The organism is Ruegeria sp. P10 (genome assembly GCF_056534925.1).
The window spans coordinates 215,573-232,364 of the sequence record NZ_JBQERJ010000004.1; the positions used below are offsets into that span (position 1 = coordinate 215,573).

At 59.7% G+C, this 16,792-nt stretch carries 13 protein-coding genes; 10 read left to right on the plus strand and 3 right to left on the minus strand.

Features of this window, described 5'->3' with window-relative positions; translation table 11 throughout:
• Positions 1–6 precede the first annotated feature (6 nt).
• Positions 7–1,746 (minus strand): serine protease, encoded by a 1,740-nt coding sequence (locus ACR0FB_RS08955; RefSeq protein WP_480619116.1) that lies wholly within the window; start codon positions 1,744–1,746, stop codon positions 7–9.
• 206 nt (positions 1,747–1,952) lie between these two features.
• Here ACR0FB_RS08955 and ACR0FB_RS08960 point away from each other — a divergent pair, with 206 nt between their 5' ends.
• Entirely contained in the window at positions 1,953–2,882 is a 930-nt protein-coding gene (locus tag ACR0FB_RS08960) for a glycine--tRNA ligase subunit alpha (RefSeq protein WP_171633292.1), read from the plus strand.
• A gap of 8 nt (positions 2,883–2,890) precedes the next feature.
• On the opposite strand, the gene ACR0FB_RS08965 is transcribed toward ACR0FB_RS08960, so the two are convergent.
• Complete coding sequence (locus ACR0FB_RS08965; protein WP_171633290.1) at positions 2,891–3,523, minus strand: MarC family protein; 633 nt, start codon at positions 3,521–3,523, stop codon at positions 2,891–2,893.
• Between the two features lie 78 nt (positions 3,524–3,601).
• Between ACR0FB_RS08965 and ACR0FB_RS08970 the strand changes: the two genes are divergently transcribed.
• The 9 genes from ACR0FB_RS08970 (at position 3,602) to glmM (ending at position 15,884) form a co-directional block, all read left to right on the plus strand.
• Entirely contained in the window at positions 3,602–4,123 is a 522-nt protein-coding gene (locus tag ACR0FB_RS08970) for a DUF6446 family protein (RefSeq protein ID WP_480619118.1), read from the plus strand.
• An 8-nt stretch (positions 4,124–4,131) separates the two neighbouring features.
• Complete coding sequence (gltS, locus tag ACR0FB_RS08975) at positions 4,132–5,340, plus strand: sodium/glutamate symporter (RefSeq protein ID WP_480619120.1); 1,209 nt, start codon at positions 4,132–4,134, stop codon at positions 5,338–5,340.
• 9 nt (positions 5,341–5,349) lie between these two features.
• Positions 5,350–7,584 carry a glycine--tRNA ligase subunit beta gene (glyS, locus tag ACR0FB_RS08980; RefSeq protein ID WP_480619122.1) on the plus strand — a complete coding sequence of 745 codons (2,235 nt, stop codon included), beginning with the start codon at positions 5,350–5,352 and terminating at the stop codon, positions 7,582–7,584.
• An 89-nt stretch (positions 7,585–7,673) separates the two neighbouring features.
• Positions 7,674–10,214 (plus strand): putative PEP-binding protein, encoded by a 2,541-nt coding sequence (locus ACR0FB_RS08985; RefSeq protein ID WP_171633281.1) that lies wholly within the window; start codon positions 7,674–7,676, stop codon positions 10,212–10,214.
• 187 nt (positions 10,215–10,401) lie between these two features.
• Entirely contained in the window at positions 10,402–11,043 is a 642-nt protein-coding gene (locus ACR0FB_RS08990; protein ID WP_171723483.1) for a cell wall hydrolase, read from the plus strand.
• A gap of 73 nt (positions 11,044–11,116) precedes the next feature.
• Entirely contained in the window at positions 11,117–12,490 is a 1,374-nt protein-coding gene (locus ACR0FB_RS08995; RefSeq protein WP_480619124.1) for a multicopper oxidase family protein, read from the plus strand.
• 101 nt (positions 12,491–12,591) lie between these two features.
• Positions 12,592–13,512, plus strand: a complete 921-nt coding sequence (locus tag ACR0FB_RS09000; protein WP_170346604.1) for a dihydroneopterin aldolase — start codon at positions 12,592–12,594, stop codon at positions 13,510–13,512.
• Entirely contained in the window at positions 13,509–14,507 is a 999-nt protein-coding gene (gene folP, locus ACR0FB_RS09005) for a dihydropteroate synthase (RefSeq protein ID WP_171633276.1), read from the plus strand. Before ACR0FB_RS09000 ends, folP begins: the two co-directional genes overlap by 4 nt.
• Before the next feature lie 33 nt (positions 14,508–14,540).
• Positions 14,541–15,884, plus strand: a complete 1,344-nt coding sequence (gene glmM / locus ACR0FB_RS09010) for a phosphoglucosamine mutase (RefSeq protein ID WP_171228515.1) — start codon at positions 14,541–14,543, stop codon at positions 15,882–15,884.
• Here the strand turns inward: glmM and ACR0FB_RS09015 are convergent.
• On the minus strand, positions 15,881–16,783 hold the full coding sequence (locus tag ACR0FB_RS09015) for a DMT family transporter (RefSeq protein WP_209833415.1): 903 nt from the start codon (positions 16,781–16,783) through the stop codon (positions 15,881–15,883). The two genes, glmM and ACR0FB_RS09015, sit on opposite strands and share 4 nt — an antisense overlap.
• Positions 16,784–16,792: the final 9 nt, after the last annotated feature.

Sequence of the window (16,792 nt, forward strand, 5' to 3'; positions counted from 1 at the left end):
GTCGGATCAATCCCAGCAGTGAACCAGAACCGTCATGCCGGTTGCGCGCCGGTTCAGCTCATTGGGTGAGATCCGTGTGGTTTCCTCGCTCGACTGACCGGACACTCCGGCCTCTGCAAGAATTTCGGTCAACCGATCAACGGTGGCCGCAAGGCTGACCGAAGCGGGCAGGGTGCGCCCTTCGGACGGTGTGGGCAACAACATTCCGACGACGTTACCGCTGTCATTGAAGACGGGGCCGCCTGCATCGCCGGGTTGGGCGTTCAGCGCCAGACGCTTGACGCCGGTCTCACCGTTCAGCCCACGAATGTCCGCGACCTGCCCGTAGGTCAGGGTGGGGCCACCCAATGCGCCCTGATAGGAATAGCCGGACACGGCCACCTCAGACTTGATCTGCGGCTTGGCCGCACTGAACGCGGCGACGCTCATGGGGGCGAGCGTTTTTGCAGGGCGCAGGACCGCCACGCCAAGTTCAGGGTCCGTAAGGGCCAGTTGAACCTCGTGATCGCCATCCAGCGTGATCCGCGTGCAGCTGTCTGCGGCCTCGGAAACCGTCAGTACTGTCCCATTCTCATCCGCGAAAAAGCCAGAGCGCGTCAGTCGGGGCTTACGGACCTGAAGGCCCGACACCAGATCGATGCGCTGTTCTGCGGATGCACCGGCGGCGGCATCCAGAACCGCATCCGTCGTGCTGAAGCTGGATGTCATCGCTGACAGGACACGCAGGCGACGTGCCTCGTCTCCTTCGGGCCAGACAAGGGTGAAGCCCTTGATTTTTCCATCGGCCAATTGCGCTTGCGTAAAGGACACTATGCCGTTGCCGCGTCCTTCAAGGGTAAACCGGTCGCGGCCCAGTTCACGAGGGCCATTCATTGGAACGATCTCAAGCGATTGCATCACCTCGTACAACGCGCGGAGCGTGTTCTTGTCCCCCTCCTGACTGATCAGCAGCGCCTTGGCGTTCAGGTCAGAGGTGCTTTTGAAATGTGCGAAGGGGGCCTTATAGCGATCAAGGCTGACAGCGCCCAGAGGCATGTCGAGCACGATCCCGGCCTTGTCGTCGGAATACCGCTCCATTCCAACAGAGATCAGCGGCGCGTTGTATTCATCCATCAGGACCTTGCGCTGCAACGTCGTCAGAACGCCCGTGGCGTCAAACCCGTTGTAGCGCTGCCAATCGCTCATCGAACGGCGGGTGCCTTGCCCGAACGCACCATCGATGGTCGAGTTGTAAAACCCCGCCGCGCGCAGAGCCGTTTGCAGATCCTTGCGTTCCCGCGCGGTCAACAGACGTTCGGACTGAAGCGCCTGCGCACGGGTTTCATCCGAATCCTGTGGTGTGGTAACCGCCGGAGCCTCTTCCGGTTGTGCCACAGGTTCAATCGGTGCCGCGACGGTGCCACGGTTCAGCACGTTTGCCCCGATGGGCCAGAACTGTTGCCCCATCGCGCTGGAAAACGCGATGTAACTGTCGCGCGGTATCTGGCCTTCGGCCCGATAGACGCGCAGCACCTGTTCGGCGTCGGTCCGCGCGTAGGGGCCGATCACGATCGCGTACCAGCCGCTGTTCAGGCGAAACCCGTTCACATCCGGCAAAGCACTGGCATAGGCCTGTGCCCGTTCCTGCGCTTCGCGCAGCGAGGGCCGGGCCTCGACCTGGACCCAGACGCCGGGATCTTGTTGTGCGGTTGCGGCGCGCAGGCCGACCAGAAGAAACAATAGGATTGCTGAAAATACGCGTGTCATAGTCTGCCCGTCTTATGCAGTGTTCGTGCTTTGGCGCAGAATACGCGAATTCATTTGCGAAACGCCATGCCGCGAATGCGGGGAATTTACGGTGTGGCTCTGCAGATACAGGCTTGGCCCCAAGCCCCGTTGACGCCCCTTTGCCCCTTGCATAGGAAGGGCAAAACCGACCGGAACCGGGCGCAAAGGCGCCCAGAGGGAATGCCATGACCGAACCGACCAGCGCACCGCGTTCATTTCAGGAGATCATCCTGCGGCTTCAGACCTATTGGGCGTCTAAAGGCTGTGCGATTCTACAGCCCTATGACATGGAAGTCGGGGCCGGAACGTTCCATCCCGCGACCACCCTGCGCGCGCTTGGCTCGAAAGCCTGGGCTGCGGCTTACGTTCAGCCGTCACGCCGCCCGACAGATGGGCGTTATGGCGAGAACCCGAACCGGTTGCAGCACTACTATCAGTACCAGGTGCTGATCAAACCCAGCCCACCGGATTTGCAGGAGTTGTATCTGGGAAGCCTCGAGGCGATTGGCATCGACATGGACCTGCACGACATCCGTTTTGTCGAAGATGACTGGGAAAGCCCGACGCTCGGCGCGTGGGGTCTGGGTTGGGAAGTCTGGTGTGACGGAATGGAAGTCAGCCAGTTCACCTATTTCCAACAGGTTGGCGGCCATGACTGCGCGCCGGTATCAGGCGAGCTGACCTATGGGCTGGAGCGTCTGGCCATGTATGTGCTCGGCATCGATCACGTGATGGACATGCCGTTCAATGACCCCCAGTCGCCCAGTCCTTTGACTTACGGCGATATCTTCAAGCAGACCGAAGAGGAGTACGCCCGCTGGAACTTTGACGTGGCCAACACCGAAGTTCTGCTGCGCCACTTCGAAGAGGCCGAGACCGAGTGCGCGGCGATTCTGAGCCAGGCGCATGTGGACCCGAAGACGGGCAAACGCATCATCATGGCGCACCCTGCCTATGATCAATGCATCAAGGCCAGTCACATCTTCAACCTGCTGGACGCGCGCGGCGTGATCTCGGTGACTGAACGGCAGGCCTATATCGGGCGCGTCCGGGCGTTGGCCAAACAATGTGCGGATGCGTTCGTGCAGACCGAGGCCGCCGGGTTTCAGGCCTGATGAGGCAATCAGGCCAGCCCGGGCAAAAGCGCCTTGAGCCCGTCTGCGATCATGCTGACGGCAATGGCGGCAAGGATCATACCCATGAAGCGGCTCATGATCACGCGCGCGTTGCTGGACAGGCGTTCAGCCAGCCAGGCGGCGTTCCAGAACGTGATCAGAAGCAGGCCGACCACAACGAGAAATACGCCTGCAAAAACAAAGGCCTCGACCGCAGTTTTAACCTGATGTGCGTACAAGATCAGGGTGGTTATCGTGCCGGGGCCCACAAGAATGGGAAAGGCCAGCGGGTAAAAGGCCACCGTATCGGTTTCGGGGTAAGCTTCCTTCTCTCCTTTTGTTCCGTGATGAGAGGTGCTTTCGTTTCCGTTCAGCATGTTGAGACCGATCATCATGACGACCAGGCCGCCGGCGACGCGCAGGTGATTGACGCTGATGCCAAAAAGGCCAAGCGCCTGACTTCCGACCAGCGCAAAGGCACCGCCGAGGATCAGGCAATAGATCACCGTCTTCACCGCAATCTTGCGCTGGTCGGCGGCAGGCAGATCCTGAGTGACGCTCAGAAACACCGGCAGGTTGGAAACCGGGTTCATGATGGCAAACAATGCGCCGAAAAAACCGACAGCAAGCGTGGATTCCATGGTGTTGACCTCATTGATGCCTATACCCGGACGAAACCTGTCCTATTTTACAAGAACTTGAAAGAGGCAGCCTGAAACATGACGGGAAAACTGCTGGCAATTGTTCTGTTGTTGTCGGCCTTGGTGGCCGGGGCCGGAATGTATTATTTGCAGATTTACGGTTTCTACTACGAGGTCGAACCGCAACCCGGCCAGGACGTGGTCCTGATGACGGACCAAAGCGATGCGCCTGTCCCGATCACCTATTCAGACTTTCAGGCGATTGATGCAGACAGTTCTCCGATCCGCTACCGTGGCTGTTTTGAAACGGATCTGAAACCGGATCAGATGGCCGGGTTTATTGCTGTCGAAAACCCCGACCCCTTGACCGCGCCGGGTTGGTTTGACTGTTACGACGCCGTGTCGTTGGGCGATGCGCTGAAATCGGGGCAGGCGCAGGCGTTTTTGAGCGAAAAGAACATCAATTTCGGCGTCGACCGGATCGTGGCGATTACCAGGGATGGCAAGGGATATGTCTGGCACGCGTTGAACAACTGCGGTGAAAAAGCCTATGACGGTACGGTGGTGGGTGAGGAGTGCCCGACGCGCCCTGAAAACTGAGGAAAACCATGGCTGACGCCGTTTTAATCCCGGACTTCATTACTGCAACTCTGGGGTTTGCGGTGTATTTGTTGGGTGCCCGGATCAACAGCAAAGTCGCAGTTCTGAGGCAGTTCAATATTCCTGAACCGGTCACGGGCGGCCTTTTGGCCTCGCTCGTGGTCTTGCTTCTGTATCTTGGTGCCAATGTAGAGCTGTCATTCGAGTTGCAGACCCGGGACGCTCTGCTGGTTTTGTTCTTTGCCGGAATCGGATTGAACGCGCGGCTTTCTGACTTGATTGCCGGTGGTAAGCCTTTGTTGATCCTGTTGATTTTGACGCTTGTCACGATTGTTGCGCAGAACGTTATCGGCGCGGCAGGGGCTTCCTTGTTTGGCTATCCGGCGCAAGCAGGCGTTCTGTTCGGTTCGGCCGCGTTGATTGGTGGACACGGAACCGCAATTGCATGGGCACCCGAAGTTGCCAGCGCTACGGGTCTGGACGGTGCAACTGAACTTGGCGTTGCCGTGGCGACGCTCGGACTGGTGCTTGCAGCGCTGGTCGGGGGCCCCATCGCCCGTCTTCTGGTGGAAACACGAGGCCTGTCGCCGGACCGACCTGACGAAGAACATACCGTTGGACTGCCGGAAGAAACGACCGCAGCCACCGAAATTGACCATATGACCATCATGCGCGTGCTGCTGCATCTAAACCTTGCGATTATTCTGGGCTATGCGCTGGGCGAGGCGATTTCGGCAGCGGGGCTTAAACTGCCGCTGTTTGTGCCCTGTCTGATCATGGGCATCGTGATTTCGAATGTCCGGGCGGCCATCGCTCCGTCCGCGCCGCCGGTTGCACGGACACCGTCGCTGGCATTGCTGTCTGAATTTGCGCTTGGGGCCTTTCTGGCAATGTCACTGATGAGCTTGCAGTTGTGGACCATCGCGGAACTGGGTGTGGCAATTGCCGTGATCATGACGGCGCAAACGGTGTTTACGGTTGCCTTCGTGATTTGGGTACTGTTTCCCCTGATGGGCTCGAATTATCGCGGAGCGGTGCTGGCAGCGGGCTTCGGAGGCTTTGCCCTGGGCGCCACACCCACGGCGATTGCAAATATGACGGCTGTAACCAAGCGATATGGGCCGTCGCCTATTGCCTTTATCGTGTTGCCCCTTGTATCCGCCTTCTTTGTGGATATCGCCAATGCCATCGTCATTCAGACGATTGTGAACTTCTAAGGACCGACTATGCCCGACCTGCTGATCGAACTGTTTTCCGAAGAAATTCCTGCGCGGATGCAAACCCGTGCAGGTGAGGATCTGAAAAAGCGGATTACCGATGGTCTGGTCGAGGCCGGTTTGACCTATTCAAACGCGGCCGCACTGACGACACCCCGCCGTCTGACATTGGCGGTGGAAGGTCTGCTGGCGCAAAGCCCGACAATCCGGGAAGAGCGCAAAGGGCCCAAGGTCGGCGCGCCGGACAAGGCGATTGAAGGATTCCTGCGGGGTGCTGGCCTGACCCGCGACCAACTGGAAGAGCGCGAGACCCCCAAGGGCGCCGTTTACTTCGCCACCATCGAGAAACCGGGCCGTCCGGCCGCCGAGATCATTGCCGAAGTGCTGGAAGCCACTATTCGCAACTTCGCATGGCCCAAATCCATGCGTTGGGGCAGCGGCAGTCTGCGGTGGGTGCGCCCGTTGCATTCGATTCTGTGCATCCTGTCGGATGAATCAGGGGCGCAGGTTGTTCCGATGCAGGTCGATGGCATCCGTTCCGGTGACACCACAGCCGGTCATCGTTTCATGGCCCCCAACCGGTTCTCGGTTACGTCTTTCGAGGACTATGCCGCCAAGCTGAAACGCGCATTCGTTTTGCTGTCACAGGATGAACGTGCCGAACACATCTGGAATGATGCGCAGAACATGGCTTTTGCCGCCGGTCTGGAAATCGTCGAAGACAAGGGGCTGTTGGCCGAGGTTGCCGGGCTGGTGGAATGGCCTGTGGTGTTGATGGGGAAAATCGACGAGGAATTCCTCGAATTGCCGCCCGAGGTGTTGCAGACCTCGATGAAAGAGCATCAGAAGTTCTTTTCCGTAAAAAACCACAAGACCGGTCGGATCGAGCGTTTCATCACCGTCGCCAACCGCGAAACCACCGATAACGGCGCGACCATTCTGGCCGGCAATCAAAAGGTGCTGTCGGCGCGTCTGGCCGATGCCAAGTTCTTTTGGGAAAACGACCTGCGCGTTGCCAAATCGGACATCGCCCAATGGACCCGCGCGCTGGAGAACGTGACCTTCCACAACAAACTGGGCACTCAGGCCCAACGTATCGAGCGCATCGCCGCGCTGGCCCGCGAACTGGCTCTGGTGACGGGCGCCGACCCGGATCAGGCCGAGAAAGCCGCGCGTCTGGCCAAGGCCGATCTGAGTTCAGAGATGGTCTATGAATTCCCCGAACTTCAGGGGCTCATGGGGCGGTATTACATCGAAGCCGCCGGCGAGGATGCCGCGGTGGCTGCTGTTGCGCAGGAACATTACTCGCCGCTGGGGCCGTCGGATAATGTGCCTGCGGCACCCCTGTCGGTCGCCGTGGCGCTTGCGGACAAACTTGATACTCTGGCAGGGTTCTGGGCGATCGACGAAAAGCCCACCGGGTCGAAGGACCCGTTCGCGCTGCGTCGCGCGGCATTGGGGGTGATCCGGTTGATCCTGAACAATGATCTGCGGCTGAAGCTGGATCGTTTCTTCGACGCGCAACTCGTTCGGGCCGAAGCGGCTTCCAACGAAGCCTTGCACGACGGGTATGTCGCAGAGCTGTTGGATGAGATTGCCGACCACGGTGTTTTCGGAGCGGCGTTCCGTACGGTGAAGGAGAAGCTTGCGGGCGACAAGGCCGGGACGCAACAAATGACGGACTTTCTGCGTCTTGAACGGACGGTACCCGATACGTCCGATGACCTTTTGTCCTTCTTCCACGACCGCCTCAAAGTCTTTCTGCGTGACGAGGGCATCCGCCACGACATCATCGATGCGTGCATCGCGATGGAGGGGAATGACGACCTCAACCTGCTGGTCAAACGTGCCCGCGCGTTGAATGCCGTGATCGCGACCGAGGATGGGGAAAACCTTGTGCAGGGGTTCAAGCGGGCCAACAACATCCTGACCCAGGCCGAGGAAAAGGACGGCGTGGAATACTCTTACGGTGCGGATGTGAAATTCGCCGAGACCGACAGCGAGAAGGCGCTTTTCATGGCTTTGGATGGGGCGCAGACGCAAATCGACGTGGCCCTGAAATCCGAAGACTTTCCAACTGCAATGGCGGCCATGGCGGGGCTGCGCGGGCCGGTGGATGCGTTCTTTGAGGACGTGCAGGTCAACACTGACAATGACGTGATCCGCCGCAACCGGCTGAACCTGCTCAGTCAGATCAGGCAGGTTTGTTCCAGCGTGGCCGATCTGTCGCGGATCGAAGGTTAAAACCTCGGGCACGCAGCGATGCGTGCCCACAACGCCCTTGCACGAAGGGCGCAAGCGCTTATGCTGCAGGCAAGTCAAAAGGTGCTGCAGTGCAGAATAATCCGCATACCACGCTCATTACATCCGATGCACCGGTCACGGCCCATACCCATGGCGGGCGGGCCAAGTGTCTGCAACGGCTGGTCCGACTGGACCTGCCGGTGCCCCGGACCGTCGCCTTGTCGTTTGATGCGGTCCATCAGATTGCGGAAGGCGACGTTCCGAACCTTGACGCGATCCTTGAGCAATTCGACCCCACGACCTTGCTGTGCGTCCGACCAAGTTCTGAAGATCCCGATTGGGGCGGGCCCGGTGCGGTTCTGAACATTGGCATGAATGATGCCCGCTATGTGGACCTGTCCGACACCATGGGGGCAGAGGCCGCTGCTGCGCTGTATCTCAGGTTCGTTCAAAGCTATGCGATCCACGTGGCGCGGCTGGACGCGGATGTGTTTGATGACATCGACATGGATGGCAGCGAAGGCTTGCGCCATTCCCTGCGCGCCTACGAAGATGAAACGGATGAAGCCTTCCCGCAGGACCGGGGTGAACAGCTGATCGGCGTTCTGCGCTCGATGGCACGTGCATGGGACGGGACGTCCGCCCGGCTGCTGCGGCAGGCCAAGGGTGCCCCGGCAGATGCGGGTCTTGGGCTTGTCATTCAAGAGATGATCCCGGGCGTCGGGCAGGGTGAATGCGGATCAGGCGTGCTTCAACTGGTTGATTCCACAACAGGAATGCCACAGATCACCGGTCGCTACCTAAGCCAGAGCCAGGGGCGCGACGCGCTAGGCAAAGATGTGGCAGCCCTGTTTCTTGAAAAAGACCCGCGCGGCCCCTCGCTGGAAGAGGTTGCGCCCAAAGCCTTTGCCGACGTCAAAACGCATGCCGTCCTGATGCGCGAAAAACTGCGTGAAGAAATGCAGGTCGAGTTCGTCATTCAAAACGGCAAAGTGCATATTCTGGATGGCGTCCGGGTGCAGCGATCGGCCCGCGCGGCCATGCGCATTGCCGTACGTCTTGCCGAAGACGGTATCATACCGCCGCAAGAGGCGGTGATGCGTGTCGACCCGCACGCGCTGAACGAATTACTGCACCGTCAGGTCCACCCCGATGCGCGCCGCGATGTGCTGACCACCGCCATTGGTGCCAGCCCCGGTGCCTCGACCGGCAAGATCGTGTTCACCTCGGCCGAAGCGCAGGCCAGTGCCGCCCGTGGCGAGGCGTGTGTTCTGGTGCGCCGGGAAACCTCGCCCGAGGATGTGCGCGGGATGCATGCCGCCGTTGCAGTTCTGACGGAAAAGGGCGGCATGACCAGCCACGCGGCCGTGATCGGGCGCGGATTGGGCCTGCCCTGTATCGTCGGGGCCTCGGAAATGCGGTTTCAGACGAAAGACAAGATGCTGACCGCACCGGATGGGCGGGTGTTCAAAACCGGCGATATTGTCACCATTGATGGCAGCTCGGGTCAGGTGCTGGCTGGTCAACCCGCCATGCTCGAGGCCGCATTGGATGACTGTTTCCAGACGCTGATGGGCTGGGCCGATGCCGAGCGTGACATCGACATCCGCGCCAACGCCGACACACCGGCTGACGCGCAGACAGCCCGGAACTTTCAGGCTCAGGGGATCGGTCTGTGCCGGACAGAACATATGTTCTTTGATCCCGGCCGTCTGATCGTGATGCGTGAAATGATCTTTGCGCAAACCTCGGCGGGCAGGGCGGCGGTGCTGGAACGCCTGCTTCCGATGCAGCGCGAGGATTTTGTTCAGCTGTTCCGGATCATGGAAGGCCAGCCTGTCTGCATCCGCCTGTTCGATCCACCCTTGCATGAATTTCTGCCGACAACGCGCACCGGGCAACGGGAACTGGCAGAGGCGCTGGACCTTCCTGTGTCCGACGTTGAACGCCGGGTTGAGGCGATGACCGAATACAACCCAATGCTGGGCCTGCGCGGCGTTCGTCTGGGTGTCACCGTGCCCGAGATCTACGACATGCAGGCGCGCGCGATTTTCGAAGCCACGCTGGAGGCCAGAAAAAACGGTGCCCCGGTGGTGCCCGAAGTGATGATCCCGCTGGTATCTGCCAAGCGCGAGGTTGAACTGGTCAAATCCCGCATCGATTCGGTCGCCGCCGCCGTTGAATCTGAACGGGGACAGAAGTTCGAATATCGGCTGGGCGTCATGGTCGAAACACCACGCGCCTGTCTGCGCGCGGAAGAAATCGCGCCGCAGACCGCCTTCATGAGTTTTGGTACAAACGACCTGACACAGATGACCTACGGCCTGTCCCGCGACGATGCCGGTCGTTTCATGTCCGCCTATGTTCGGCAGGGAGTCTTTGGCGAAGATCCGTTCCACGTTCTTGATCCGGATGGGGTCGGGGAATTGCTGAAACTCGGGGCGGAACGAGGGCGTGCCGCGAAACCGAATGTGACCCTTTCGGTCTGTGGCGAACACGGCGGGAACCCCGAATCAATCGCCATTTGCAGGGATTTGGGGTTTGACTATGTTTCGTGTTCGCCGTTCCGGGTTCCGGTCGCTCGGCTGGCTGCCGCTCAACTGGCGATTTCCTCCAGACTTGGGGGTTGACACCGCGCTGAACCCCAAGGATTAGTGGGTTATTCGGTCACTCGTAGGCGAAAATTATTTTCGCCACGGGCAGTTTTCCACTTGCTTTTTTCAGGATACTGGACCTTTGCGCAGGATTGCGTTAGATGCCTCGTCGCGCCCGCCGGGGGAGGGTATGGCGCGTGATGTGCCTGTGCGAGGTTATCTGATGCTACGTTACATAATGGCTGTTGCTACAATGGCGGCAACCGTGCTGCCGAGTGCGTCCTTCGCCGAGAGGGAAGCAATTGATACTGCAAAGAAAGAACTTGTCGCCCGCAGTGAGCTGCCGGCGCAAAGCTTCCGGGACTATTTCAAGCTGTTCCAGCCCCGCAAGGCGGCTGAACCTGTCGAAGTGTCCTTCTCCAAAGACTGGCTTGACCAGCAACCAAAGGCCTCCGGTGGTGAAAACTGGAAATGCCTGTCCGAAGCCCTGTATTTCGAGGCGCGCGGCGAAAGCGTGCGCGGCCAGTTCGCGGTTGCCGAGGTGATCCTGAACCGGGTCAAAAGCAGCCGTTTCCCGGATTCCCTGTGCGGGGTGATCCATCAGGGGACCGGCAAGAAATACCAGTGCCAATTTACATACACCTGTGATGGCCGCAAAGAGGTCATCCACGAGAAAACGGCGTATGAGCGTGTGGCAAAAGTCGCGCGGGCAGCCATTGATGGTGTGGCGGATGAGTTGACCGAAGGGGCGACGCACTATCACACGACATCGGTTCGCCCGTCCTGGTCGCGGGTCTATAAACAGACGGCGAAAATCGGCGTGCACATTTTCTACCGCCACAACTATCGGACAGCGAGCAACTGATTGACGCACCCGCGCTGGAAGCTTGCTGGCGTGGGGCAGGTTGCATCCTATATTGCGGGCCAGGAGGCCCGCAATGATTTTGAACCGCAGACATCTTTTGCAATCCGCCGCCGCAGCATTTCTGATGCCGCGTGTGGCCAGCGCGGGTTTTGCACCGCTTAATGCGCGTGTAGCCAAATACCCGATCGCGCCAGCAAGTTATCCTGAAACGGTAGTCTGGACATATGACGGGTCTGTTCCCGGCGTTGAACTGCGCGTCAGGCAGGGCGACCGCATCCAGCGCACACTGATGAACCAGCTCCCGCAAGCCACGTCGGTCCATTGGCACGGCATTCGCATCGAAAACGCCATGGACGGCGTGCCCGGCCTGACGCAGGACGCGGTGGAAGCGGGCGCAAGCTTTGATTACTCCTTCGTCGTTCCCGATGCAGGGACCTATTGGTACCATGCGCATAACCAGTCGATTGAACAGGTTGCGCGCGGGCTTTATGGGCCGCTGATCGTCGAAGAAACCGTGGCCCCCGATGTGGATCAGGATTTGGTGCTGATGCTGGACGACTGGCGGCTTGATCCGGAAACCGCCCAGATCACGGATGATTTCGACAATGGCCATGATCTGAGCCATGCAGGTCGGATTGGGAACATCCTGACCGTCAACGGATCATTCGATCCCGCGTTTGCGGTACGCAGAAACGAGCGTCTGCGACTGCGATTGGTCAACGCCTCAAATGCCCGGATATTTGACCTGGATCTTGATGGTCTTTCAGGGTGGATCGTCGCCTTGGATGGAATGCCCTTGGACACACCGCTGCGGCTGTCGGGCTCTTTCCCGCTGGCACCTGCGCAGCGCGCGGATCTGATTGTGGATGTCGTCACCGAGGGCGAAACGGCAAGCCTGGTCAGCGTCGAAAGAGATGGTTCCTTTGGGCTGGCGCGGTTCGAGGTTGGTGGAAACGCTGCCGGGGCGCACAGGCAGGGCGTGTCAGCATTGCCGCCTAACCCTCTGCCTGAGATCGGGAATTTTCAACGTGCCAGAGCGCACCAGATGGTTCTGCAAGGTGGCGCAATGCGGTGGCTGGAAAGCGGCCGGCTGGGTGGAACGGAACTGTCAGGCCGCGAACTGGCGCAGTTGGGCAAATTCTGGGCGCTGAACGGTTACGCCGAGCGCCCCGAAGATCCGTTTCTGGATACGGCCGTCGGCAGTTTGCACAGGATCGAGTTCGTAAATGAAACCGCATTTCCGCACGCAATGCATCTGCACGGGCATCACTTCCGGCTGATCATGGACGATGGCTCTCTGGGCCCTTGGCGTGATACCGTTCTGGTCGGGCGGGGACAGACTCGCCAAATCGCATTGATCGCGGACAATCCCGGGAACTGGTTGCTGCATTGTCATATGCTTGGGCATGCTGCTTCCGGGATGATGAGCTGGTTTCGGGTCTCGTGACGCCGCATTCGGCGGTTGGAATGGCGCTTGTTTGAATGCTATAGGCCCTCGCGACGCCTATAGTAGGTAAACTATGCAACGAGCCCGAAAAGGCCTGACCCATGAGTTCTGAAATCCGCTTGGCATTCGCACACCCGTCCGAACGGTCCGAAGCGACGTCTCCTCGGGGGCCGTTGGATCGTATCTCTTTGCGCGACCATATCGTCGAAGTCGAAATCGGTGCCTTCCAGGCCGAGCGGGGAACAACCCAGCGGATCTGTTTCAACATCGTGGTCGAAGTCCGGCCTCTGACAGACCCGATTGATGATGATGTGGACCGCATCCTGTCATATGACCGCGTAACGGAATCCATCGCCTATGAGCTGGCGGCCGAGCGCCTGAACCTGCTTGAGACATTGGCCGAACGCGTTGCGGAACGCATATTGCTTGAACCTCAGGCTGTAAGGGTCTTTGTTCGCATCGAAAAACTGGATCGAGGCCCGGGTGCGTTGGGGGTTGAGATCGTGCGTGGAAAAGACTCGGTCCATCATGAGGTGGCCGAAGAAGAACGCCCGCATCCCCGCCTTGTCTTCCTGTCGAATGACGCCATCGCCTCGGAAAACCTGAAGGGTTGGATCGATCAGTTGGAGAACCGCCAGCGCCCGCTGATCCTGTGTGTCGGGGCGTCCGAACTGGCCGCTCCGCAAACGGGTCATGCGATGACGCAACGCCGAATTGACCTGTTGGCAATTGAACAGAATGCCTGGGTTCTGGCGGCACGGGACCATCGCTGTGTGGTGGTCTCAACGCGGACCGAATTGGATTGGGCGATGAAGAACGGCCAGATCTGTGTCTGGGCCCCATCCAAGATCGTATTGGACGCCGTTGACGGCCCGTCTGCCGCCCCGTCGGATGCCGTGGCGCTGGCTGCATGGTTCGCGGCGACCTTTGAAGCGAGCGAAATGATGGTGATCGGCGGCGCATTGCCGACGGAACCCAAAACGCCCTTGCGCGCTGTTGCGGTGGATCAGGCCCAGCTGTGAGAACCTATTTCAGACCACTGGTTCAGCATGGAGCGACCCGTCCGGCAGGCGCTGTGCCGCTGGCGGGCCAACCCCTTTGGTTCACTCATGCCGAGGCCCTGCGGCGCGGGTCAGAACCCGAAATCGTCGCGGCCTCGGACGTTCCGTCAGATTACCTGAGCCGTTTGATTCAACCGCGGGCTGACGTGGCGGGCCTTGATATGCAGGTGCCTCATATCATGGGGATTCTGAATGCCACGCCGGACAGTTTCTCGGATGGCGGTGTTCACAGCTCGGTAGATGCTGCTCGCGTGGCTGCGGTGAATATGGTGGCGCATGGTGCCACGATTCTGGATATCGGCGGAGAGTCCACCCGTCCGGGGGCGGATTTTGTCCCGGCCGGGGAAGAGATCGCGCGAACCCGCCCGTTGATCGAAGCGATCCGGTCGGAAACAGGCGCTTTGATTTCCATCGATACACGAAAGGTCGATGTCGCCAAGGCTGCCTGCGCGGCCGGGGCAGGGTTGGTCAACGATGTCTCGGGCTTCACCTTCGATCCGGCATTGGCACCGTTCTGTGCCGCGCAGAGAGTGCCTGTCTGTGTCATGCACATGCAGGGTGATCCGGCGACGATGCAGATCAATCCGCAATACGACAATGTATTGCTGGATGTTTACGATTTTCTCGAAGGCCAGATTGCGTTGCTGGAACGTCTTGGCCTGAGCCGCGATCAGGTCGTTGTGGATCCCGGGATCGGGTTTGGGAAGACCGAGGATCACAACCTGATCCTTCTGCGAAATCTCAGCCTGTTCCACGGCTTGGGCTGCCCGATCCTGTTGGGCGTGTCGCGCAAGGGCTTTATTGGCGCCATCGGAAAAGAGCCTTGCAAGACTGCCCGCGCGCCGGGATCAATCGCGGTGGCTCTGGCCGGATTGTCTCAGGGCGTGCAGATCATCCGCGTTCATGACGTGGCCGAGACCTCTCAGGCCTTGCGCCTATGGGCTGCTGTCCGGTAATCCGGTCGCACGGCAAATCACGGAGTAACACCTATGCGCAAGCTGTTCGGAACCGACGGGGTGCGGGGCACCGCCAACACGCATCCGATGACGGCAGAGATGGCGTTGCGCATCGGGGCCGCTGTCGGGCGGTATTTCCGACGCGACGCGACAGGGGTGCACCGGGTTGTCATCGGCAAGGATACGCGTTTGTCCGGCTATATGCTGGAAAACGCGCTGACGGCCGGTTTGACATCCACTGGAATGAACGTGCTGCTGCTGGGGCCCGTTCCGACGCCCGCCGTTGGCCTTATGACGCGGTCCATGAGGGCTGATCTGGGCGTCATGATCTCGGCCAGCCACAACCCTGCCGAAGACAACGGAATCAAGTTCTTTGGGCCGGACGGCTATAAACTGTCCGATCAGGCCGAGGTCGAGATCGAAAGGCTGATCGACGAAGGCGTCAGACCCGCCCAGGCGCAGAATATCGGCCGGGCGCGCCGGGTTGATGACGCACGGTTTCGCTATGGCGAACGTGTGAAGTCGTCGTTGCCGCGGAACGTCAGTCTGGATGGTTTGAAGGTGGTGATCGATTGTGCGAACGGCGCAGCCCACCGCACCGCGCCAGAAGTTCTGTGGGAGCTGGGCGCAGAAGTGATCCCCGTGGGAATCGCGCCCAACGGCAAGAATATCAATCTCAACTGCGGATCGACCAAGCCGCAACTGGCCGCAGAAACCGTTGTCGCGCATGGCGCCGACGTGGGCATTTGTCTGGACGGCGACGCGGACAGGGTGGTTGTGGTCGACGAAACCGGCCAGGTGGCTGACGGCGATCAGCTTATGGCTTTGCTGGCGACGGCATGGAAGAAATCGGGCCAGTTGAAAGGCGACGCCCTGGTCGCGACCGTCATGTCCAACCTGGGCTTGGAACGCCATCTGACAGCGCAGGGTTTGCGTCTGGAGCGAACGGCCGTCGGTGATCGCTACGTGGTCGAACGGATGCGTGAAGGTGGGTTCAACCTTGGTGGGGAACAGTCCGGCCATATCGTTATGAGCGATTATGCCACAACCGGTGATGGGTTGATGGCTGGGCTGCATTTCCTGGCGGAAATGGTTTTGTCGGGGCGCAAGGCATCTGATCTGTCCAAGCAGTTCGAAACCGTTCCGCAGTTGCTGAAGAATGTGCGCTATTCCAGCGATCAAACACCGTTGGAGGTTCAAAGTGTTCAGGCGGCCATCGCCGATGCCGAGGCGCGGCTGAACGGGCAGGGCCGTTTGTTGATCCGCAAATCCGGGACCGAGCCTCTGATCCGCGTGATGGCTGAATGCGAAGACGATGGGTTGCTGACACAAGTTGTCGACAGCATCGTGGCAGAGGTCGAAGCCGCCACAAGCTAGTGCCCGAACAATACCTTTCGCAGGCTGAACCACTGGCTGATGGCCATGCCGGTCAGGATAAGCGCCAAAGCGATGTAAAAGCGCAGGGGCAGGGCCTCGGACAGGATCCATGCGCCGAACACCATCGACCAGATCGGCACCTGGTAATTCACCAATGTCAGGAAAACCGACCCGGCGCTGCGGGTGATCGAAACGCGCAAAAGGGTGGCAAACGCGGTTGGCAGCAATCCCAGAACGATCAGGGCGATTGTCGGGCGTGGGCCTTGCCAGGTCGGCAGCCCCTCGGTGACCAGCATTATGGGCAGAAGAAGCACGGCCCCGACAACCAGCGTCAGAGCAGCCAGTACCAAAGGGTCAACCGGCGGACAGCGTCGCGTCAGCACGGATGAACTTGCATAACACAACGCTGCCGTGATGCAGGCCAGTTGTGCGACGGGTTCTGCCCCCTGGCCCAATTGTGCAAGGCCGGGTCCGATCAAAACCAGGGCCCCGGAAAAGCCAAGGCACACCCCCATAAATCGGCGCAGGTTCAGTGGTTCATCCGAGAAGAAATGCGCAAGCGGCAGCACCATCAGCGGGATAGCAGCCATGGACAGCCCCGCAAAGGCAGATGGCACAAATTGCTGCCCCCAACTCAGCAACATGAATGGCACGGCAGTGGACAGCACGCCAATAAGGACAATCGAAACACTCAGCGCCGGCGTCAGAACCGGCAGCTTGCGACCGGTCGCCCTCATCATCAGCAACAGGGTAACAGCGCCCAGCGTGGTTCGTGAGGTGGCAACGGTGATTGGGCCATACCCTTCAAGCGCCATGGCAACGACCATGAAGGTCGCGCCCCAGATCAGGCCCAGCGTGAAGACGCCGCTCCAGTCCTGTCTTGTCGGCTGTAGAACCATTGATTGTCC

Excerpts from the sequence above, each read along its gene's own strand:
- ACR0FB_RS08955 (WP_480619116.1), bottom strand. The coding sequence starts at position 1,746 with ATGACACGCGTATTTTCAGCAATCCTATTGTTTCTTCTGGTCGGCCTG.
- ACR0FB_RS08960 (WP_171633292.1), top strand. The coding sequence starts at position 1,953 with ATGACCGAACCGACCAGCGCACCGCGTTCATTTCAGGAGATCATCCTG.
- ACR0FB_RS08965 (WP_171633290.1), bottom strand. The coding sequence starts at position 3,523 with ATGGAATCCACGCTTGCTGTCGGTTTTTTCGGCGCATTGTTTGCCATC.
- ACR0FB_RS08970 (WP_480619118.1), top strand. The coding sequence starts at position 3,602 with ATGACGGGAAAACTGCTGGCAATTGTTCTGTTGTTGTCGGCCTTGGTG.
- gltS (WP_480619120.1), top strand. The coding sequence starts at position 4,132 with ATGGCTGACGCCGTTTTAATCCCGGACTTCATTACTGCAACTCTGGGG.
- glyS (WP_480619122.1), top strand. The coding sequence starts at position 5,350 with ATGCCCGACCTGCTGATCGAACTGTTTTCCGAAGAAATTCCTGCGCGG.
- ACR0FB_RS08990 (WP_171723483.1), top strand. The coding sequence starts at position 10,402 with ATGCTACGTTACATAATGGCTGTTGCTACAATGGCGGCAACCGTGCTG.
- ACR0FB_RS08995 (WP_480619124.1), top strand. The coding sequence starts at position 11,117 with ATGATTTTGAACCGCAGACATCTTTTGCAATCCGCCGCCGCAGCATTT.
- ACR0FB_RS09000 (WP_170346604.1), top strand. The coding sequence starts at position 12,592 with ATGAGTTCTGAAATCCGCTTGGCATTCGCACACCCGTCCGAACGGTCC.
- glmM (WP_171228515.1), top strand. The coding sequence starts at position 14,541 with ATGCGCAAGCTGTTCGGAACCGACGGGGTGCGGGGCACCGCCAACACG.
- ACR0FB_RS09015 (WP_209833415.1), bottom strand. The coding sequence starts at position 16,783 with ATGGTTCTACAGCCGACAAGACAGGACTGGAGCGGCGTCTTCACGCTG.